This window comes from Streptococcus handemini, from assembly GCF_040984445.1.
Classification (GTDB): domain Bacteria; phylum Bacillota; class Bacilli; order Lactobacillales; family Streptococcaceae; genus Streptococcus; species Streptococcus handemini.
In genome coordinates, this window is the sequence record NZ_JBFRYH010000113.1 from 1 (window position 1) to 2,440 (window position 2,440).

Sequence of the window (2,440 nt, forward strand, 5' to 3'; positions counted from 1 at the left end):
GGGAGTCTATGGAAACGAGAAAATCAATCATTGTAGTCACCTCTATCTCTAGTTTACTACTTTGATTGATTTTGTCACTATGTATGTCGTTTTCTGAAAACTATCTTTTCTTCATGCGTTTGGCGTGTTGAAACTTTTATTATTCAACAGCTACTTTCCTTTAGCGGCAAAATAAGCGTGAACTTTTGGTGCAACCTGCTCACCATAAAGACGAATAGCCTTCAATGTATCCTCATGTGGTATAGATCCCACAGGAAGATGGAGCATAAAACTATCCAGTCCCAGGTCTTCAATCACTCGAATCATCTTATTTGCTACTGTATCAGGATCACCGACAAACATCGCACCATCTTCACCGATATTCTTCAAATAAGCATCATAGGTCAATTCTTTCCAGAGCGGTCGATCTTTACTGATCGCATCTACCAACTGCTTTGTCGGATAAAAGTAGTCCCGCTCTGCCTTTTCCTTATCTTCTGCAATCCATCCCCACGAATGAGCCCCAACTGTCATCTTCCTTTCATCATGTCCTTTTAACCGACCAATTTTTCGATACATTTCCACTAAAGATTTGAAATATCGAGGATCCCCTCCAATAATAGCATAGACAATTGGTAACCCAAGCGTTGCGATTTTCTGCGTAGACTCCGGACTACCTCCTGTCGCAATTTTGATTGGGAAATCTTCTTGAACAGCTCGTGGATAGACTGGTCGATTCGCTACAGTTTGCGTATGACGTCCTGTCCAATTGAGATGAATATCATTTTTGATAGCAAGTAGCATATCCAACTTTTCATCGAATAACTCTTCATAGTCTTTCAAATCATAACCAAATAGAGGAAAGGATTCAATAAAGGAACCTCGTCCTGCCATGATTTCTGCACGACCATTGGACAAGGCATCGATCGTCGCATACTGCTGGTAAACTCGAACAGAATCAATAGACGACAAGACCGTCACTGCACTAGATAAGCGAATATGCTTGGTGTTGACCGCTCCTGCAGCTAGTACAATTTCTGGCGCGGAAACCGCAAAATCTTCTCTGTGATGCTCACCAATTGCGTATACATCAAGTTCCACTTGATCTGCCAATTCAATTTCTTCCACTAAATTACGAATTCGTTCTGCATGACTCACCATCTGACCTGTCTTTTCAAGTAACGTAGTCTCTCCAAATGTAGAAATGCCTAATTCAACCATATTTTTCTCCTTTTTGTATTATGATTATATTTTATCACTAATTAGTGAGTTTAGGAACTACTTTGTCTTGAATTACATTGACCACCTTGTTGAAGAGTCATAACCACCTGTGAAAACGGGGGGCTTGTACACCGGCTATAAGCCGTTTCCATCTAGCAACGTCTAAAGACGTTTGCTGAACTTCGTTCAGGTTAGTGCTATAATTACTTGACTAATGCCCGTAACAACGGGCTTTTATCTTGTTCTAAAACTGCCATCTGAAAATGGATCTTCATACTCTTTGACACTCAACTTATCAAGTGCAATGTCATTTTTCTCCTGTTCGCGAATATATTTCGCTACTGTCTTTTCATTCAGTCCAACGGTACTAACATAGTAGCCTCTAGCCCAAAACTTTCGATTTCCATACTTCTATTTTAAATTAGCATGTTTATCAAATATCATTAGAGCACTTTTACTTTTCAAATATCCCATAAAATCGGAAATCGAAAGTTTCGGTGGTATCAAGACAAGCATATGAACATGATCTGGCATCATGTGCCCCTCAATGATTTCCACACCTTTGTATTGACATAGATGACGAAAAATATCTATTAGGTCCTGTCTATTTTGGTAGTAAATGGATTTTCTGCGGTACTTCGGTGTGAAAACTATATGATATTTGCACATCCATTTAGTATGTGATAAACTGTAACTGGTTTTAGCCATTGCTAAAATAGTCCACTGGACTATTTTACTCCCCCTTTATCTAATCTGAACAATTAGATTATAACAGGAAAAAAATGGAAGCTCAAAGCCTTATCAGCCACCAGCATAGCTGGTGGTTTTCTTGTTTTTCTCTTCGAGAAAAAACTGGCTTGAAGCCATAATAATCATGACCACCCGTCTAACGGGTGGTTTGAACCGGGGCTATAAGCCCACATCACCAGCCAGCGCCTAAAGACGCTGGCTTTCACTTTGTTCAAGCCTCACTGCTCTTGACTCGTCACTGGCCTCTCAAAGAGGCAGTTGTACTACTTACCATTATCCCTAAAGGGATCTTCATACTCTTTCACACTCAGCTTGTCTAGTGCAATATCATGCAACAAACAATCTCCCAGATTATTTGTTTACTCTTGGATATATTTCTTTATGGTGGCTTCATTGAGACCAACCGTACTCACGTAATATCCCTCTGCCCAAAAATGGCGGTTCCCAAATTTATATTTTAAGTTGGCGTGTTTATCAAACATCATTAAGG

The 2,440-nt window shown here is 39.8% G+C and carries 1 protein-coding gene and 2 pseudogenes; all 3 read right to left on the reverse strand.

Features of this window, described 5'->3' with window-relative positions:
- Positions 1-150: 150 nt before the first annotated feature.
- Positions 151-1,200 (reverse strand): LLM class flavin-dependent oxidoreductase, encoded by a 1,050-nt coding sequence (locus tag ABPH35_RS10720; RefSeq protein WP_349989420.1) that lies wholly within the window; start codon positions 1,198-1,200, stop codon positions 151-153.
- Between the two features lie 234 nt (positions 1,201-1,434).
- Positions 1,435-1,908 (reverse strand): annotated as a pseudogene (tnpA, locus tag ABPH35_RS10725) (IS200/IS605 family transposase).
- 305 nt (positions 1,909-2,213) lie between these two features.
- Positions 2,214-2,440 (reverse strand): annotated as a pseudogene (locus tag ABPH35_RS10730) (transposase); the annotation flags it as partial.

Coding starts and splice junctions, on each gene's coding strand:
- ABPH35_RS10720 (WP_349989420.1), bottom strand. CDS start 1,200: ATGGTTGAATTAGGCATTTCTACATTTGGAGAGACTACGTTACTTGAA.